General features: G+C 51.3%; 10 protein-coding genes. 6 read left to right on the top strand and 4 right to left on the bottom strand.

Features of this window, described 5'->3' with window-relative positions:
- Positions 1 to 404 precede the first annotated feature (404 nt).
- Positions 405 to 704 (bottom strand): IS1/IS1595 family N-terminal zinc-binding domain-containing protein, encoded by a 300-nt coding sequence (locus ABD846_RS14760; protein ID WP_425568027.1) that lies wholly within the window; start codon positions 702 to 704, stop codon positions 405 to 407.
- A 277-nt stretch (positions 705 to 981) separates the two neighbouring features.
- Between ABD846_RS14760 and ABD846_RS08930 the strand changes: the two genes are divergently transcribed.
- Genes ABD846_RS08930 through ABD846_RS08920 form a run of 3 tightly spaced genes read left to right on the top strand, consistent with a single transcriptional unit; the run spans position 982 to position 9876 of the window.
- A complete protein-coding gene (locus ABD846_RS08930; protein ID WP_344825493.1) occupies positions 982 to 6651 on the top strand; it encodes a T9SS type B sorting domain-containing protein in 5670 nt (1889 codons plus the stop codon).
- A 32-nt stretch (positions 6652 to 6683) separates the two neighbouring features.
- A complete protein-coding gene (locus ABD846_RS08925; protein WP_344825490.1) occupies positions 6684 to 7652 on the top strand; it encodes a PorP/SprF family type IX secretion system membrane protein in 969 nt (322 codons plus the stop codon).
- 25 nt (positions 7653 to 7677) lie between these two features.
- Entirely contained in the window at positions 7678 to 9876 is a 2199-nt protein-coding gene (locus tag ABD846_RS08920) for an OmpA family protein (RefSeq protein WP_344825488.1), read from the top strand.
- A 457-nt stretch (positions 9877 to 10333) separates the two neighbouring features.
- Here ABD846_RS08920 and ABD846_RS08915 read toward each other — a convergent pair whose 3' ends face one another.
- Both ABD846_RS08915 and ABD846_RS08910 read right to left on the bottom strand, forming a co-directional pair.
- Positions 10334 to 11059: a LytR/AlgR family response regulator transcription factor gene (locus ABD846_RS08915; protein WP_344825485.1), complete on the bottom strand. Its 726-nt coding sequence runs from the start codon at positions 11057 to 11059 to the stop codon at positions 10334 to 10336.
- The gene (locus ABD846_RS08910) at positions 11056 to 12105 is read right to left on the bottom strand and encodes a sensor histidine kinase (protein ID WP_344825482.1); all 1050 of its coding nucleotides are present in this window, start codon (positions 12103 to 12105) and stop codon (positions 11056 to 11058) included. The genes ABD846_RS08915 and ABD846_RS08910 overlap by 4 nt, the downstream gene beginning before the upstream one ends.
- Before the next feature lie 273 nt (positions 12106 to 12378).
- On the opposite strand from ABD846_RS08910, the gene ABD846_RS08905 reads away from it, so the two are divergent.
- From ABD846_RS08905 to ABD846_RS08895, 3 genes are read left to right on the top strand one after another with little or no spacing between them, the layout of a single operon-like run.
- Complete coding sequence (locus ABD846_RS08905) at positions 12379 to 13503, top strand: efflux RND transporter periplasmic adaptor subunit (RefSeq protein ID WP_344825479.1); 1125 nt, start codon at positions 12379 to 12381, stop codon at positions 13501 to 13503.
- A 20-nt stretch (positions 13504 to 13523) separates the two neighbouring features.
- Positions 13524 to 16700 carry an efflux RND transporter permease subunit gene (locus ABD846_RS08900; RefSeq protein WP_344825476.1) on the top strand — a complete coding sequence of 1059 codons (3177 nt, stop codon included), beginning with the start codon at positions 13524 to 13526 and terminating at the stop codon, positions 16698 to 16700.
- A 28-nt stretch (positions 16701 to 16728) separates the two neighbouring features.
- Positions 16729 to 18141 (top strand): efflux transporter outer membrane subunit, encoded by a 1413-nt coding sequence (locus tag ABD846_RS08895; protein WP_344825474.1) that lies wholly within the window; start codon positions 16729 to 16731, stop codon positions 18139 to 18141.
- A 10-nt stretch (positions 18142 to 18151) separates the two neighbouring features.
- Here the strand turns inward: ABD846_RS08895 and ABD846_RS08890 are convergent, their stop codons facing one another.
- A complete protein-coding gene (locus ABD846_RS08890) occupies positions 18152 to 18328 on the bottom strand; it encodes a hypothetical protein (protein WP_344825471.1) in 177 nt (58 codons plus the stop codon).
- Positions 18329 to 18419: the final 91 nt, after the last annotated feature.

The following is an 18419-nucleotide window of genomic DNA, read 5'->3' as shown; positions in this document are numbered from 1 at the left end:
AAAAGGCACCGACATTAACTCGTCAGTGCCTTTTTTACTGTGTTTTCGTTCAGAAAGCAGGTTACTTTTATCATATCTTTCTATCGCGATCAGCTATGTATCAATAATCGTGCCAAAGCTTGCTAATCAGGCATCTATAATTGGGAGTAATTGTCTTAAAAATATAATTTGTAACTTCTATCTTGGTTTTGAACATGTTAGACTATTCTAAGCATTAAAATTCGATAAGCAGAAAAAATTTTATCGTAAATCCGGATAGAAAAAAAATTAATTATAGCGATTATCAAATGTGATCCAAATATATTTTGAAAATTACACAGTTTATTCGGCTGCATTTAAACGATTCTCTTGTCTGAGGCGCAGTTTTTTTTGTCAAACGAGTGTTTAAATTCCAGCAAAAGATATCATTGCTGCTCCATTTTTTTATGTGGATCCTCATCCCATAGCTCCTGCATGTTTTTGCAATAGCGCTTTACCCAGTTAAGCACAGACACATGACTTACATGGAGCATCTGACCTATGGTTGTCACGCGGAGCCCTTCCAGATATAGAATCAGGGCTGTTCTTTTTTTGTCCGGGGAAATCGCTGTCGACTTGCGTTCTACCGTAAAATTATAGCCGCATATCTTACACTTGTACCTTTGGATCCCTTTTACTATACCGTTTTTGGTATAGTCTTCACTGTTACATTTTACACATTTCATTATTATTTCGGTTTGGCTTGAACTACAATTTAAATGGGATTTACCAGAAAATCCCCATCGGCGCCATATACGTTAAAATAGAGTCTATAGTTTCTTACTAATGATAAAATATAGTATAGATTGATTTTTGAATTTTCAAAGTTACTACATAGAAATCTATTATGCAGTTGAATTATTGCTAATAATTTCATTTGATCCTAATTCGTCTTGCCGGTATTTTCGTTTCACACAACCTGAATGCTTGTGTATTCAATTGAAAACCATAAAATGAACGATTATGATCAAAAATTACCCTCTCCACTTACTCGGACTCCTGCTGCTGTTGCTCCTGCGGCTACCTTCGCAGGCACAGGCCCCGGTCTATGCCGACCAGCTTATCAGTAACAGCTCCGACTTCCAGTTCCCGGAACGCGCCGTTGATGCCAGCCGGACGAACTACGCCTACATTTCCAATCTCCTGACCGTACTCCCGGTGAGCGACATCCGTGTACGCTTCCCGGAATACGGTTACGCAGGGGATGTGGTCAACGTAACGGTACAGGGCAGTGCCGGATTGCTCAGTACCGGTGTGCTGGACCGGCTCACAATTAAGCTCTACGACTCTGCCGGCACAACACCGGTGGCCACCGGGAGCTCGGGAACGGTGCTTTCACTGAGTCTGCTCAGCAATGGTACCTACCAGTACAATGTGCAATTTGTCACAAGCATTGCCGATAACTACAAATTTAAGGAGGCAAAACTTGAGATCAGCAATCTGCTCAGCGTTAGCCTCACTTCTTTCCGCGTGTATGGTTTTCAGATCCAGAAACCCTGTCCGCCCGTTTACGCGAATACGGTAATCGAATCTTATGCCACACCTTTACTCGCTTCCGTAGATAATGCGGACCGTATCACCGACTCCAATCCTAATAACTATGCGTCTTTATACACTACTATCAGTCTGCTTACTATCGGATCGGCAAGGGTAGATCTGGGCTTTCCCGTTTCTGCACGTGCAGGTGACTATGTAGGGTTTACTATTGCTTCCACAACCGGTTTACTGGATGCGGATGTACTTGGCGGACTGACACTGATCACTTACGATGCATCCGGAACCGCACGCGAAACAATTTCCGGAGCAAGTCTGTTGCAACTGAAACTGCTTTCAGGTACGAGTGGCAAATATACTGTAGGTTTTAAAACCAGCCCCGGTTCTTATCGTATTGCCAAAATACGCCTGCTGAAGACAGCGGTGGTGGGCCTGTTATCCACGATCCGGGTGTACAACGCTTTTTACTATTCTCTGAACCGTCCGCCCGTAACCGTATCCGCTTCCGGTCCGCTGAACTTCTGCGAGGGCAGCAGTGTGACGCTCACCGCATACGATTCGCTCGGCGCGGGCAATTACGTATGGAGCAACGGCGCTACCGGCAATTCCATCACTGTTACAGAATCCGGTACGTATTATGTTTCTGTGGAAGATTCTTTCGCATGTACGCGCAGTTCCGTTCCTCTCGAAGTGATCAAAAACCCGTTACCTAACCCCGTGATCACCGGTGATACCGTTCTTTGTGCAACGGGATCCGGTACGATCGGCGTTGCCGCATATTTTGCTTCAGCGCTCTGGAATACCGGCGCTACCACAAAAAGCATATCGGCATCCGTTGGTCGCTATTACGTAAATGTGACTGACACCAACGGTTGTAAAGCTAATGATACGGTAGACGTACGGCCGAACAGGCTGAATATTACGGCCTCGCTAACCCAAGCCACCTGTGCCGGTGGCAGCAACGGTGCAATTGCTCTTACCGTTTCCGGTGGCAGCGGTGTTTATAGCTATCAATGGTCTACCGGTGCATCAACTGCTTCCTTGTCCGGATTACGCCCCGGATTATATTCCGTTAACGTTACCGACAATGTTTATTCCTGTACGTATCGCAGAGACTTCACCGTTACTGCGGCCAATACGCTGAGTCTGCAGCACAGCATCAGCGCTACATCCGGTTGCGGTAAAAGTGACGCTAAGATTTCACTGAACGTGATTGGCGGCGGCGGCTCTTACTCCTACGCCTGGAGCACCGGTGCCACAGGATCGGCTTTATCCTCCATTCCGGCCGGACTTTATACCGTGACTGTTACAGATGCTGCGTCCTCCTGCGTATTGCGTGACACGTTTGGTGTGGATGATGGTACGGCAACGCACACGGTTACCCCGAGTACAACCGCTAATACTTCTTGTGCGGCGCCGAACGGCAGCGCAAGCGTGTCGGTATCCGGAGGCAGCGGAAGTTACTCTTACCTCTGGAGCACGGGTGCCACAAGCGCTTCTGTAAGCGGGCTGCGTCCCGGTAACTACTTCGTGGCAGTCAAAGATGTTACTGCTTCCTGTGTAAAAACGGTGCGTATAACCATCGCCGATAACGCGGCGCTTACGGTAAATGCTACTGTGAAAGCTGCTTCCTGCGGTGTGGCCAATGGTTCTGTTACCATTAACTCTGTAAGCGGTGGTTCCGGTTCCTACACTTACGCATGGGCGGGTGGAGCCACAGGTGCAACGCTGACCGGTTTGCGTTCCGGCGTGTACAGCGTTACTGTTTCCGATGGTGGTTCGTCCTGCACCAGTCAGCAGTTATTTGCTGTAAGCGACAGTTCGGGTCCGGCACTGAGTGCCAGTGTCACACAACCGGATTGCGGAACCAACGGAAATGGCGCTATCAGTGTGGCGTCTGTGCCTTCTAATACCGTTCTGCGATGGTCGAATGGTATTACAGGCAGTTCTGTTTCCGGACTGAAGCCGGGTACCTATTCGCTTACCGCGACAGATACTGTCACACAATGTACTTCCGTGACTTTGTTTGAGCTCCGTGCAAAAACGCCGGTTTCGATCAATGCAACGCCGGTGGCGAATACTTCCTGCCTGAGCGCTCCCAATGGTCGTATCAACGTAAGCATACTCGGTGGTCTTGCCCCTTACACCTATTCCTGGTCTTCCGGAGAATCCACACAGAATCTCAGTGGAAAGGCAGCAGGTAACTATACATTATCCGTAACAGACGCCAATGGCTGCGGTGCAAACATTACCCTGCCACTGCTTACGGATTCTTCCCGCCTGTTGCGTGCTGCTGTGGCTTCGATCACCAAAGCCAGTTGTAATACATCGGCAAGCGGCGCGGTATCTGTAAATGTGAGCGGCGGTGCCACACCTTATACCTACAACTGGTCACCCGGCGGTGCATCTACCAAAGATCTGAGCGGTGTGGTGCCTGGTGTGTATAACCTTACAGTGACAGACGCCTTGGGCTGTACCGCAAATCTCAGTGCTGCGGTAACCATCGATTCGCCTGCGGCGCTTAAAGTGGTGCTTGACTCTACCAAAGCTTCGGGTTGTTCGTCCAGCGCAACGGGGGCTATTTATATCACGGCATCTGCAGGTACGGCTCCTTATACGTACGACTGGCGTAAATCCGGTGTGTTTGTCTCTGCTGCTGCCGACCTCGTGAATGTAGTTGCAGGATCTTATACTGTTACTGTTACCGATGCTTCCGGATGTTCGGCTACATTGAATGCCAGTGTAGGCGTATTGCCCGGAACGATAAACGTAGTTCAGGACTCGGTGAAACGTCCTACCTGTACCGTAAGTGGTGACGGAGCTATTTACACTTCTGTTTCCGGCGGACTCGCTCCTTATACATATTCCTGGTCTTCCGGTCAGACTACCGACGACATCACCGGTGTGAATGCCGGCACTTATGTGATCACGGCTACGGATGCGAATGGTTGTCCCGGTCAGCTGATCGTTACCCTGAACTACGATACCGCAAAAACGGTTAAAGTGGTGACCGACTCACTGCGTGGTGCTGCCTGTGCAGCAGGTACAGGTGCCGCCATTTACGTAACGGCTTCCGGCGGAACTGCGCCTTATGCTTACGCCTGGAGTAGCGGTTCTTCCATGGAAGACCTGATGAACGTTCCGGTTGGTGCCTACCGCCTCACGGTTACCGATGCGAGGGGCTGTAAGGTAAACCTGGATGTGAATACGGCGGTGGATACAGCCCGCTCGCTGCGACTGATTGTAAGCAGCACTGAAGGAGCAGCCTGTATCGGCAGTAAAACCGGCAGCATTAATACGGATGTTACACGCGGAACTGCTCCCTATACTTTCCTTTGGTCTACCGGTGCTGTGGGTAAAACGCTTACGAATGTGGCCCCCGGCAGCTACACCGTTACTGTAATGGACGGAGAAGGCTGTTCTTCTTCGCTGACGACTTCAGTGGGAATTGATACCGCGAAACGCGTACGCATCGCTTCCGATTCTATGCGTGGTGCCGGTTGTGCCGCAGGTAATAACGGCGGTCTCTTCGTAAGTGTGAGCGGCGGTACTCCCGGGTACACGTACTTGTGGTCAGACGGTAGTGTTATGGAAGATCTGGTAAATGCAAAGCCCGGATTATACAGCCTGCGCGTACAGGATGTGTACGGTTGCACCGCAGAATACAGCGGCAATATAACCGTTGATCCCGCTAAGGCGATCAATGTAACCACTGCAACCATTACCGATGCAGCCTGCAGCGGCAATGCTTCCGGTGCGATCGATATCAATGTAAGCGGCGGTCAGGCTCCGTACAGCTACGACTGGTCGAACGGCGCTACTACAAAAGTGGTGAGCGGGCTCGTGCCGGGAAGTTATACAGTGAAAGTGACCGATGCCGCCGGATGTACCGGTGAGCTGAGTGTGAACATTAAAGTGGATACGATGAATAAGATCAAGCTTTCTGTATTGAGTCAGACCGCAGCCCGTTGTACGGGAAGTGCTTCCGGCGCCGTTACCGTGAAAGTGGAGGGTGGCCTTGCCCCGTACAGCTATAGCTGGAGCAATGGCGCCAAAACAAAAGATCTGTCTTACGTGAGTCCCGGCAGCTACCTGCTGACGGTTACCGATGCACAGGGTTGCTCGGCAGATCTGAGCGTGGTGATCGGGATAGACGCATCCAATCCGGTGAAAGCAGTCATTGATTCTGTGAGAGGCGTAGGATGCGGAGACACACTTTCCGGTGCCGTATATGCAAGTGCGTCCGGAGGCGTGCCGCCATACAGCTACCTGTGGTCTACAGGTGCAATCACGAAAGATCTCGTGAATATTGCCAAAGGCTCTTATATGCTGACTGTTACCGACGATGCCGGTTGTTCGGCTGCGGTAAGTGCGGTTGTAGCGCCTGTCTCTGCATTACAGATCTCTGCTTCCGTAACACCGGTGGATTGCTATGGCAATGCAAGCGGTGCGGCAACGGTGCTGGCTACAAATGGCAGCGGTAATTATACCTATATGTGGAGCGATGGCGTAAGCGGTGCTGCCCGTGCAGGACTCAAAGCCGGATCTTACAGCGTTACCGCCACCGATCAGCAGACCAAGTGTACAGCAGACACGAATCTGCAGATCACACAGAATGATTCCCTGATGCTGTCTCTTAGGGTTCAGTCGGATTCCTGTCTGCCCGGTGCAGACGGATCGATCACGGTGCATATCAGCGGCGGAACCACCCCTTACAATTTTGCATGGAGCAACGGATTAGTGTCTCAGGATCTTCAGGGACTCGAAGCCGGAAGTTATACGCTGAATGTTACAGACGCACGCGGCTGTGTTGCGAGTGCTTCCGCTCAGGTAGCCGCCATCGATTGCAATACAGACCTGGTGGTGCATGATGTGCTCACGCCTAACGGCGATGGTATGAACGACGCATTCTTTATTGAAGGCATTGTTTTCTACCCGCAGAATAAGCTGCAGATCGTGGACAAATGGGGCGATCTGGTATATGAGAGAAGTCCGTATGATAACAGTTTCACCGGTATGAATTCTAAAACCGGAGATGCGTTACCAACCGGAACCTACTACTATATCCTGCAATTGAACGCACCCGGCAAAACCAAAGAGCAAAACACCTTTAAAGGAGCCGTATTGCTGAAACGCTAAGTATGCATCCCTCAATCATTAAACGGAACAAAATGAAAAAAGCAAATCTCTATATAGCGCTGGCAGCTTCCCTGATGGCAGCTCCGGCCCTGGCGCAGACAACAGTTGCGCCGCATTATACCATGTTTATGTACAATAAGCTGCTGTACAATCCTGCGTACGCAGGCAGCCGCGATGTGCTTTCGGTGAACGCTTTATACCGCGCCCAGTGGGTGGGTATAGACGGGGCGCCGCGAAATATGGCTATTTCCATAGATGCCCCCGTAGGCAGTTACATGAAGCCATTCCGCCACGTAGCACTCGGGCTCTCGGTATCCAATGAGTCGGCAGGCGTATTGAACAACACAAACTTCATGGCTTATTATGCCTACCGTATAGCACTCGGTAAAACGATGTTGTCCCTGGGGCTGCAGGCCGGCGCTTCGATGATGAGTGCAAAATATGGTGATCTGAACCCCATGCAACAGGGGGATGCCTCGCTCAGTAATAATTTCAAAAACGAATTCCTGCCCAATTTCGGGGCAGGAGTTTACTGGCGTGGCGACCGCTTTTACGCAGGTGTATCGGTGCCGCATATGCTGGAGAACTATTACGACAAGGACAATAAGGTGAATAATGTTCAGAACAACCGGCAGGTGCGCGGGTACTATGCCTCTGCGGGATACGTGTTCAAAGTATCCGAATCGGTGAAGCTGGAACCCCAGGGACTCTTCCGTTATGCGGGTAACGGCAAATACCAGCTGCCTGCCACCGCCGATCTGAACCTTTCCGCAATTTTCTACGACCGGCTGATGTTCGGTGCCACCTGGCGTACAGACAACAGCATTGCGGGTATCGTTCACCTGCAGGTTGCACAGCGCGTTAATGTGGGCTATTCGTACGACTATGCTACAAAGGTGCTGAATGGTTTCACCGGAGGGTCGCACGAGTTTACCGTAGGTTTCGATTTTACCCGCGATCAGAACAAATATGTTCATCCGCGTTTTGTCAGCATGTTTTAAAGTTCACTCCTAAAACCGAAATTTTATGAAATCAGCATATATATACAGTGTGCTTGCCGGGGTGATGCTTTCTTTCCCCGTACAGGCGAAATCGGAAAATTCCGATCTGACCAAAGCCCGCTATCTTTATAATCACCTCGCATTCCACGATGCGATCCCTCTTTATGAAAAGGCAGCCGTTGCGCAGAATGATGCACAGACATACGCTGCACTGGCGGACTGTTACCGGCTCACCCGCCAGATGGAAAAAGCGGCGGCGAGTTATCAGAAAGCCGTGGCAACATCCAACCCTGATCCGATGGTGCGGATGCACTATGCCCAGGTATTGATGAGTCTGCAACGCTATACGGAAGCTGCCGACCAGCTGAAACTATATCTGCAGCAGAACCCCAATGAACGCCGTGCTAAAAATATGCTCCTCGCAGCCGGCAACGCCCCTTCCCGCATAAACGGTATGCCGGAAGGAACCGTAAAACTCGCTGCCTGTAATACGGATGCAAATGAATTCGGCAGTACACTGCGCGGAAAGGAGCTCATTTTTGCTTCCGATACGGTGTTGTTCGGCAAAGACAAGACCGACCATCACAGCGGCAACTCTTTCGTAAACCTGTATGCAATGGATTGCAGTAGCCAGGGCGACTGTGCCGGTCAGGTACACAAAGTGGGCAATAAGGTGAATTCGAAATTCCACGACGGGCCGGCCTCCTTTACCGCAGATGGGAGGGATGCCGTATTCACCCGTACCAATTTTGTGCGTCGCTTCCTCGGAGATGATGTGCAGGAAGATGCGCAGGATGTGGTGCACCTGGAGCTGATGATGGCCAATCAGTATGATTCCGCTTCACAGCAGTTTGGCAGCATCAAACCGTTTCCGTTCAATGATAAGCGGTATTCCAACGCGCAGCCTGCTTTAAGTCCTTCCGGGAATACGCTGGTGTTTGTGTCGGATAAGCCGGGCGGAGAAGGAGGAAGCGATCTGTACTGGTCTAAGAAAGATGCTTCCGGCAACTGGTCTGTTCCGGCAAGTCTGGGCAGCATGATCAATACGGAAGGCGAAGAGCTGTTTCCGTACATGCAGGATGAAAAGACCCTGTATTTTTCTTCGGACGGGCATCCGGGAATCGGGGGTCTGGACATTTATTATGCACAATGGGACGAATCGCGCAGCGCGTTTTCCGAACCCCAGTTGCTGGGCATTCCGTTCAATTCTTCTTACGATGACATGTCTCCCGCATTTTTTGCAGATGGCGCATCGGGTTTCATGAGTTCCAATCGTCCGGCTGCAAAAGCGGGTGACAATATCTTTTATTTCAACCGCAGCACGCTGTTTCTTGCTTTGGATATCGTGGATGAGAACGGAGAAGCTCCGGTGGCGGGTGCTATGGTACAACTGCAGGCAACGGGTGACAAGCGCGAAATGAGCAGTGGCATCGACGGGCATTTACTTACGTCCCTGTACCCCCAGACGAATTATGTTGCGCGTATCCAGCGAGACGGATATGAGCCGCAGGAACTGGCGTTTCTGGCAGCAGGCGCTCGTCCCGTCGATACGATCAGACGGCGTATTGTACTTAAGCCAACAGGCGGTGTGCCTTATCACGGTATTGTGATGGATCGCGCAGGCCGTGTGCCCTTGCCGTATACGGATGTGGTGGTGAAACAACTGGGTGCCAATCCCCATACCGACACCTTACACAGTGACGCGGGCGGCGGGGTAGACACACGCCTTGCGGAAGGGTCGGACTACCAGATATTTGCATTGAAAGAAGGAATGTACAGCGAAGAACGGCTGGTTCCTTTGAAAAATGTACGCCGTGGAACACACCAGCCCCTGAACGACACCATCTTTATGAGCCGTCTGCAGGTGGGCGCTGTGATCAGGATCGAAAATATCTACTATGATTATGATAAGGCAAATATCCGGGAAGATGCCAAGCCGTCACTCGAACGCCTGATCGACGTGCTGAAAGCCCATCCCGGAATGGCGATCCGCATCAACGCACATACCGATTGCCGCGGGGCGGATGCTTACAACCAGAACCTGTCGCAGCGTCGTGCCGCTTCTGTGGTACGCTGGCTCACGGAGAACGGCATCGGTGCAGACCGTATGGAATCTAAAGGGTATGGAGAATCCAATCCGGTTGCGGACTGTAAGTGCAGCAATTGTACCGAAGAGCAGCACCAGGAAAACCGACGCACCGAATTTGAAATACTGAAAATGTAAATAAGATAGTAGTGTGAGAGGAGTAAAAGACGGGCAGTGCTACGGCGCTGTCCGTTCTTTTTTGAAAAAGCGCACAAAATTTCCGCGAAAGAGCTTTTGGGCGTTCCGGCAGCGTCGCCGCAGGGGTGCGGCAGGCAATCCGGTGTTCCGGCAAAGTTGCCGCAGGGGTACGGGGAGCTTTCCGGTGTTCCGGCAAGGTTGCCGCAGGGGTGCGGCAGGCAATCCGGCGTTCCGGCAAGGTCGCCGCAGGGGTACGGGAAGTAATCCGGTGTTCCGGCAAGGTTGCCGCAGGGGTGCGGCAGGAAATTCAGCGCTTCACACGCCGGTATTATGGTGCTTTGTAATGAATTCCCTGAAATTTACCTGAAAATACAAACAGGCGACCGGATTGCTCCGATCACCTGCTGTTTTGTCCACCCTATACATAAAAAGGATCTTTATCCCGTAAGTTCCCCGGTCAGGAGATCCACTTGTCCACTATATTCCTGAAGGTTTCGCGGTATTGCTCACCCACGGGTATTTCTGTTTTCTGAATGAATAAAGAATGTTTTCCGATACTGCTGATTTTATCCAGTGGTACAATAAAAGAACGGTGAATGCGCAGGAAGCGGGAAGCGGGGAGTCTTTCTTCCAGTGCTTTTAAGGATGTAAGGGAGAGCAGGGGTGCCTCGTTGCCCGCAAGGTGGAGTCTGACATAGTCTTTGAGGCTTTCTATATACAGGATATCCTCGTGGCGCACCCTTATCCATTGGTATTCCACTTTGATAAAGATAAAATCGTCGTGCAGCGAAGCGGCGGGCGGTGTTTCGTCTGAGGTTATGAGCTCACGCGCACGGGTGGCTGCCGCCAGAAATTCATTGTAGTCAAAGGGTTTCAGCAGGTATCCTACAGCCTGCACCTTATATCCTTCTATCGCAAAATGCTCATAAGCGGTAGTGAAGATGATCCGTGGCGGATCCTGTTGCCGGGCAAGCAAATGTGCAAGCTCCATGCCGCTGAAGTTGGGCATGTTAATGTCCAGAAACAGGAGTTCCGGTTTTAATTCCGGTAAAAGCTTCATTACCTCAAGTGCGCTGTCGCAGCTTTTCTGCAATTGCATGAAAGGCGTCTGGCGGATAAACGTCTCCACCAGTTTCAGGGCTAATGGTTCATCGTCGGCGGCGATACAGCTGATGTTTTTCATGCGTTCAGATCAATTAACAGGTTCACTTCATAATCTCCGGCAGCATTGATGCCGGTCTGCAGGCTGTGCCGATCCGGATAAAGCAATTGCAGCCGGCGGCAGGTATTGGTGAGTCCGATGCCTCCTTCATCCGTATGCGGATGGTGGTTGTTGTGCACAATGCTGTTGATCACCAGCAGGTGCAGCTTTTCAGCGGACAGGTTCAGCCGTATGTCGATTTCTGTTTCCGTCAGCGCATCCACACCATGTTTGAACGCATTTTCCACAAAGGGTAACAGTACCATCGGTGCCACATAAGATTCCGGAAGGCTTTCGGGCAGCTCGGTATATATTTTCAGTTTGTCGTTCGACCGGATACGCATCAGCGAAATATAATCCTTCAGGAAGGCCAGCTCTTTTGCCAGCGTGGTATGCTCGTCCCGGGAATTGTAAAGCAGGTAACGCATCATGCGGCTCAGTGTGTGCAGGGCCTTACGCGAGTCTTCCACATCGAGGAAGGTGAGCGCATAAATGGCATTTAGCGAATTGAAGAAGAAGTGCGGATTGATCTGCGCTTTAAGCATAGACAGCTCGGCCAGCGTTTTTTCCTGTTGCCATTGCTGCTTGAGTTTTTCGGAACGCTGCCAGTGAATGAGCAATGCCCAGCTGGTGCTGAGCCCAAGTACCAGCAGCGAGATCAGAAAAATAAAATTGTCCGGGAAGCGGGAATGATGTCGTTTGTCGCCCAGTAGAGCCCTCAGTTTTGAGTCGAGCCCCGTTTCCAGTCGGTACACATAGGCAACGAGCTGGATCAGCAGCAGTGCGGCAAACAGCCAGCCGACAAATTGCCCGGGTCGCTTGCGGATGATCGTATGCGGAACGATGATGCGGGCATTGGTATAGAAAAGTGCGATCATCATCAGCAGCACCACCACCTGCCATACCCAGAATGCGGCAGGAATACTTACGTGCCACGACAGCGGAACATAGAACAGCATCTGGAAGCCCAGCAGGAGCCATGCCAGTATGTGCAGCCCTATAGAAAAACGTGTCCTGGATTGTGCCATCGTGCAGAAAAGTAAAGCAATTTACCGCATATCGCACGGTTTGTCGAAAAGGAATCGGCGGGGAAGCCGTTTTAAACCCTGTACCGGCTGTACGGGTCGACGAACGCGCAAATGGTGTTTTCTCTGCACCGATGCACTTGGTCGGCGCGCATTTCCGCTTCATAGATTTATTATGCGGTTTTGTCGGTTCCTGAAGCTGATTGGTCTATTGCGCGGATTTCCGGTGTTTTCCTGTAGTTGTTTTGCATTCAGATCATGCTAAACAAGCGTACTATGAAGTATTTACCTGCCCGGCTGCCTGTAGCCGGCATACTGATAGCAATAAGTGCACTGCTGGGCGGTTGCCGGGGAGCTGCAAAACCCGACCGTAATACAGCCACTCCTCAATTGCCCGTGAGTGAATTGTCCCTGCAGGATATAACCCTTTCCGAGAACTATCCTGCCACCATTCAGGGAGAGGAAGTAGTGGAAATACGGCCTCGTGTGGAAGGCTATCTCGAGGCCCAGTATGTGGATGAAGGCGCGCGTGTGAAGGCCGGACAACCTTTATTCCGGATCAGCAGTCCGCAGTATGAGCAGGAATTGCGCAGCGCCGAAGCCGGAATACTTTCGGCGCAGGCAAATGTGAATGCGGCACAGATGGCCGTAAACAAAACCCGTCCGCTGGTGGAAAAGGAGATCATCAGCAAATACGAACTTGAATCGGCAGAATATACGCTGAATGCTCAGAAAGCGGCGCTTGCTCAGGCTCAGGCCACCCTCGCCAATGCGAAGGCCAATATCGGGTACACGCAGGTGGTGAGCCCTGCCGATGGTATCATCGGTACCATACCTTACAAAAAAGGCAGCCTCGTGAGCGGCAGCTCTGCAAACCCGCTCACCACGCTGGCGGCCGACAAAGATGTATATGTCTATTTTTCGCTCAATGAAAAGCAGTTGCTGCAATCCGGGAACGACAGCAATCTGAGTAACCGTATCGCGCAGTTGCCGGAAGTACAGTTGTTACTGGCCGACGGATCGCATTATCCGCATACCGGCAGGATCCACGCGGCAAGCGGTATCCTGAACACCGCGACGGGCTCCGTGTCCGTCCGCGCGCGTTTCCCGAATCCGGACGGTCTGCTGCGCAGCGGTGGCAGTGCCACTTTGCAGATACCCCACACATACAGGCAGGTAATACTGGTGCCTCAGAGCGCCACTTTCGAACTGCAGGATAAACGCCTCGTATATGTGCTTAAAGACGGCAATCGTGTGATGAGCCGGGCAATTACCGCGATTCCTACCGCAGACGGCCAATCTTTTGTGGTGGAATCAGGGCTGCAGGCAGGGGAGCGCATTGTGACGCAGGGCATTACCGGACTCAAAGACAGCATGACCATACAGGTGCTCGGACATTAATCATTTTTCAAACAACTGATATGGAGCAAAAAACCACCGTATTAAAAGTGTTTATCGAACGACCGGTTCTCAGTACGGTTATTTCGGTACTGATTGTGCTGCTGGGTATATTGGGTCTTGTGGGCTTGCCTGTGGCGCAGTATCCGGACATCACACCACCTACGGTTCAGGTATCGGCATCCTACGCGGGCGCCAATGCCGACGTGGTGCTGAAGAGCGTGATCGTTCCGCTGGAAGAGCAGATCAATGGTGTGGAGGGAATGACGTACATGACTTCCAGTGCCACTAATGAAGGAACCGCCACGATCAGTGTCTATTTTGAAGTGGGTACCAATCCCGACATGGCGGCAGTGAATGTCCAGAACCGCGTTTCCACCGCTACCAGTCTGCTTCCGCAGGAGGTGACGCAGGCAGGGGTGACGGTGCGCAAACGCCAGAGCAGCAACCTCCTGATCACGGCGATCTACAGTGATAATCCCGCATACGACCAGAATTTTCTGCAGAACTATGCCGAGATCAATATCCTGCCGCGTCTCAAACGCATTAAGGGAGTAGGGGATGCAGCCGCTTTCGGCTCACGCAATTATTCCATGCGCATCTGGCTGAAACCCGATGTAATGGCCGTCTACGGTCTTGTGCCATCCGATATCAGCGATGCACTCAGCGAACAGAATATAGAAGCGGCGCCAGGGAAATTCGGGGAGAATGGCGGACAAAGTTTTCAGTATGTGATCAAATATACCGGCAAGCTGAAGTCTGTTTCAGAGTTTGAAAATATCATCCTGAAGGCAGATGCAAAGGGACAGATCCTGCGATTGAAGGATGTTGCAAGGGTGGAACTTGGTGCGCAAAGCTACAGCAGCATAACAGTGGTGAATGGTAAACCCTCGGTGAATATATCGGTAAACCAGGTTGCCGGAGCGAATGCGCGGCAGGTGATCGAGGAGGCGACCCGGGTGCTTGATGATGCGGCCAAAACTTATCCCAGCGGCTTGCACAATACCAATATGGTGAACATCAATAAATTTCTCGATGCATCGATCGAAAAAGTGGTACATACGCTGATCGAATGTTTCCTGCTGGTGTTCCTGGTGATTTTTATTTTCCTGCAGGATTTCCGCAGTACGCTGATCCACGGCATCTCCGTACCGGTATCTATTTGCGGTACCTTCTTTTTCCTGTACCTGTTCGGGTTCAGTATCAATCTGCTTACATTGTTCGCACTGGTGCTGGCAATCGGCATTGTGGTGGATGATGCGATCGTGGTGGTGGAAGCCGTGCATGCCAAGCTGGAAAGCGGCTACACGTCACCTCGTAAAGCAGCTATTGATGCGATGTCTGAGATTTCCACCGCTATTATATCGATTACACTTGTAATGGCGGCTGTTTTTGTTCCGGTTGCATTTATCGGAGGATCAACCGGTGTTTTTTACAGGCAGTTCGGTATCACACTTGCGGTGGCGATTGTGATTTCTGCAATCAATGCGCTCACGCTTTGCCCGGCGCTCGCGGCCTTATTTCTGAAGCCGCCTGCACATGTGTCTGCGGATGAAGCTGCACAGAAGGGCTTTCTTTACCGCTTTGGCGTAGCTTTCAATGCCTCTTACGACCAGCTGCTGGGCCGGTATAAGCGCGTCCTGCAATTCCTTTCGGCACGTAAATGGATCGTTCTTGCCGCGGTGGCCGTCTTTGCTGTCGGATTCGGCTGGATGATGAAAGCAACGCCTTCCAGCTTCGTTCCTTCGGAAGATATGGGCACCATATTTGTGAGCACGAGTATGCCTCCGGCCACTTCGCTTGAACGTACCACTGTTGTCGCAAACCAGATAGACAGTGTTACCCGTTCCATTCCGGAAGTGAATAACGCCCTGCGCATGGTGGGTCAGAACTTTATGGCCGGGTCGGGGAGCGCTTATGCAATGGAGATACTGGAACTCAAACACTGGAGTAAACGTAAGGGCGTGAGCAATGAAGATGTGATCAGCGAGTTGAGACAGAAAACAGCTTTTATCAAGGATGCGAAGATCTTTTTTATGTCGCTGCCGACGATAACCGGTTTCGGAACCAGCGGAGGCTTTGAATTTCAGTTGCAGGATAAGGGCGGGCATACAGCGGATGACTTTTATAAAGTTGCTACCGGCTTCCTGGATGCCTTGAACAAACGTCCGGAAATACAATATGCCGCCACACCTTTCAATCCTGGGTTTCCGCAATATGAGTTACAGGTAAATGTGGCGCGCTGCAAGGAGGCCGGGGTGAGTGTGAATGCCCTGCTGCAGACGATGCAGGTATATTACGGTGCATCCTATGCCAGCAATTTTAACCAGTTTGGAAAGCAATACCGGGTAATGGTTCAGGCAGATACGAATTTCCGTGCCACTCCCGAAGGACTTAATAACATCTATGTGCGCACACAGGATGGTACGCATATGGCTCCGATCACGGAATTCGTCACATTGAAGCGTGTCTATGGCTCCGAAAGTATTTCCCGTTTTAATCTGTTCACTTCAATCTCCGTAAACGGATCTCCCAAACAGGGATTCAGTACCGGCGAGGCCCTGCGTGCCATACAGGAGGTTGCTGCACAAACGCTTCCTGCCGGTTACGGCTATGAGTTCTCCGGTATCAGCCGTGAAGAGCAACAGGCCGGATCGCAGTCGGTGTATATTTTCATGCTCTGCCTGGTATTCGTATACTTCCTGCTGAGTGCGCAGTATGAAAGCTACCTGCTGCCGCTGGCTGTTATCTGTTCGCTGCCGGTAGGCTTGAGCGGGGTATTGCTGTTCATTAATCTCTGGGGTATTGATAATAATATCTATGTGCAGATCACGCTGGTCATGCTGATTGGTCTGCTCGCGAAGAATGCGATCCTGATAGTGGAATTTGCACTGCAGCGGCGCAGGCACGGGTTGTCGTTGTTTGAGGCGGCGTTGCAGGGAGCGGAAGCACGTTTGCGCCCGATCCTGATGACCTCTTTCGCATTCATATTCGGATTGCTCCCGCTCGTATTTTCAAGCGGAGCGGGTGCTAACGGCAATCGTTCCATTGGGGTTGGATCTGTAGGCGGTATGCTTACCGGAACCTTGCTGGGGGTGATCGTTATCCCGGTTTTGTTTATGATCTTCCAGGGTTTGCAGGAGCGCATCAGCGGTACGCCGCAGGAGCGTGAGGCACGCAGGCGTGCAGAGGGTATATAGTTTTTCGTATACAGTAAAGATTATGAAAATGGCATCTATAAAATGCATAAGTGCAGCATTTGTTTTCCTGACATTGTTGGGCTCCTGTGATGTGCTGCATCATTATAAAAGACCGGCTGACCTTCAGACAGAACATCTGTTTCGCGGTCATAACGATCATGATAGTTCCGGAATTGCAGAAATGCCCTGGCGGGAACTCTTTACGGACAGCCGCCTGCGGCAATTGATCGACGAAGGTTTGCAGCGCAATTACGATCTGAAAATAGCGGTTGCCCGCATGGAAAGCGCTGCTGCGTCAGTACAGCAAAGTACTTTAGCACTCCTGCCGAGTCTCTCGGCCAATGCCCAGATGACCCACAGCAAGCCTTCTACCGCTCAGGTGCGGGCAAATGGGGTAAATGTGAGCAGCATTCCTTCCTACAATGTGTATGCGCTCACAGGCACCAGCAGCTGGGAGCTGGATATCTGGGGTAAATTGCGCAGTGCGCGCAGGGCAAATCTGTCGGCCTATCTGAAGAGCGATGCATACCGCAGGGCAGTGCAGACACAGCTGATCGCTACAATTGCAAACGATTATTTCCAACTGCTGGCTTACGATGAGCAGATCCGTATTGTGGAGGCCAGCGTTCAGAACCGCAGTAAGGAAGTGGATGTGGTGCGCGACCTGAAAGAGGCGGCTATCGTTACCGGTGCAGACGTGGTGAACAGTGAAGCAAATGTGTACGCAGCTTCGCTGCAACTACCCGACCTGAAGCGCAGTCGCCGGGAACTGGAAAATGCGCTCAGTATCCTGTTGGCGTTGCCGCCGGACAGTATTGCGAGGGGCAGCTTCGTAGAACAGGCAATAACTGCCGACCTCAGAACAGGCGTTCCTGCAAAACTACTCGCCAACAGACCCGATGTACAGGAAGCGGAATATGCTTTCCGTAATGCATTTGATCTGGTAAATGTTGCGCGCGCGTATTTTTACCCGGCGCTCACCATATCCGGTACTGCGGGCTTTGCCACGGCCAATACGCTGCAGCACTTTTTTGACGGCACTTTCTACGGAAGTATTATCGGCGGCCTTACGCAGCCGATATTCAATCAGGGACAGAACAAAGCCCGGTTGCGTATTGCCAGGGCCACGCAGCAGGAGGCCTACTACAATTTTCAGCTTTCTCTGCTTACAGCGGGTAAGGAGGTTAGCGATGCGTTGTACGCATATGATATGGCAAAGGAGAAGCAGGCACAACGTGGCGGACAGTTGGCTGCATTGGATAAAGCAAGTGATTTTACCAAAGAATTGCTCAAATACACATCCAATACCAATTATACTGATGTGCTTACCGCTGAACAGAACCTGCTGACGGCAAAGCTGAGTGCGGTAAACGATAAGCTGCAGGAGTTGCAGTCTGCTGTAAATCTCTATAAAGCTTTAGGCGGAGGCTGGCGGCAGTAACAGCCGGCGATCAGGCGAGTTTCTTTCGTCCGGCGATCAGTGCCAGGATCAGCAGTCCGATGCCCACACCTGTGATCAGTCCTTTAATACCGTCCGGAACAGGACTCTTCAGAAGTGCTGTTCCGGCTGCCAGCATTGCCAGTCCTGTGTTGCGCAATACAAGGACGGTTTTCGGTTTTTGGTTCATTGTAAAGAATATGGATGCAAATATAGGTTGCAGTTTTTGTGGGGCAAACAAACGAATTTTGACATTAAGCTCCGGAAGCGTTGTCCCGCGC

It is taken from the genome of Rurimicrobium arvi (assembly GCF_039540495.1).
In the GTDB taxonomy this organism is placed as follows: Bacteria; Bacteroidota; Bacteroidia; order Chitinophagales; family Chitinophagaceae; genus Rurimicrobium; species Rurimicrobium arvi.
The sequence above is the reverse complement of the archived record's forward strand: the minus strand, read 5'-3'. Positions and strand labels throughout refer to the sequence as shown.